The following is a 344-nucleotide window of genomic DNA, read 5'->3' as shown; positions in this document are numbered from 1 at the left end:
CACCCCCGCCGCCGCCGAGACCCGGGAGGGCATCGACTGGACCCGGGCGGTCGAGGAGGCGGAGCTGCTGGTCGCCAGCGGCGCAGACCACGACCAGGAGACCTTCCTGGCCGGCTACAGCACCCCGGTGCTGTTCGCCTCGGCCGTGTCGAACTTCGGCGTCGCCGCCCTGTTGGACACCCTCGTCGACCTGGCCCCCGCCCCGGCGGACCGGACCGACGCCGAGGGCCGGCCGCGGGTCCTGACCGATCCCTTCAGCGCCTTCGTGTTCAAGGTTCAGTCGGGCATGGACGCCGCCCACCGCGACCGGCTGGCCTACATCCGGATCTGCTCCGGCGTCTTCG

General features: G+C 73.3%; 1 pseudogene. It reads left to right on the top strand.

From position 1 onward, the window contains the following. Nucleotides 1-344: pseudogene (locus tag IN07_RS26070) on the top strand (peptide chain release factor 3); the annotation flags it as partial.

Source organism: Modestobacter caceresii (assembly GCF_000761485.1).
Lineage (GTDB): Bacteria > Actinomycetota > Actinomycetes > Mycobacteriales > Geodermatophilaceae > Modestobacter > Modestobacter caceresii.
This window is presented reverse-complemented; position numbering and strand designations above follow the sequence as displayed.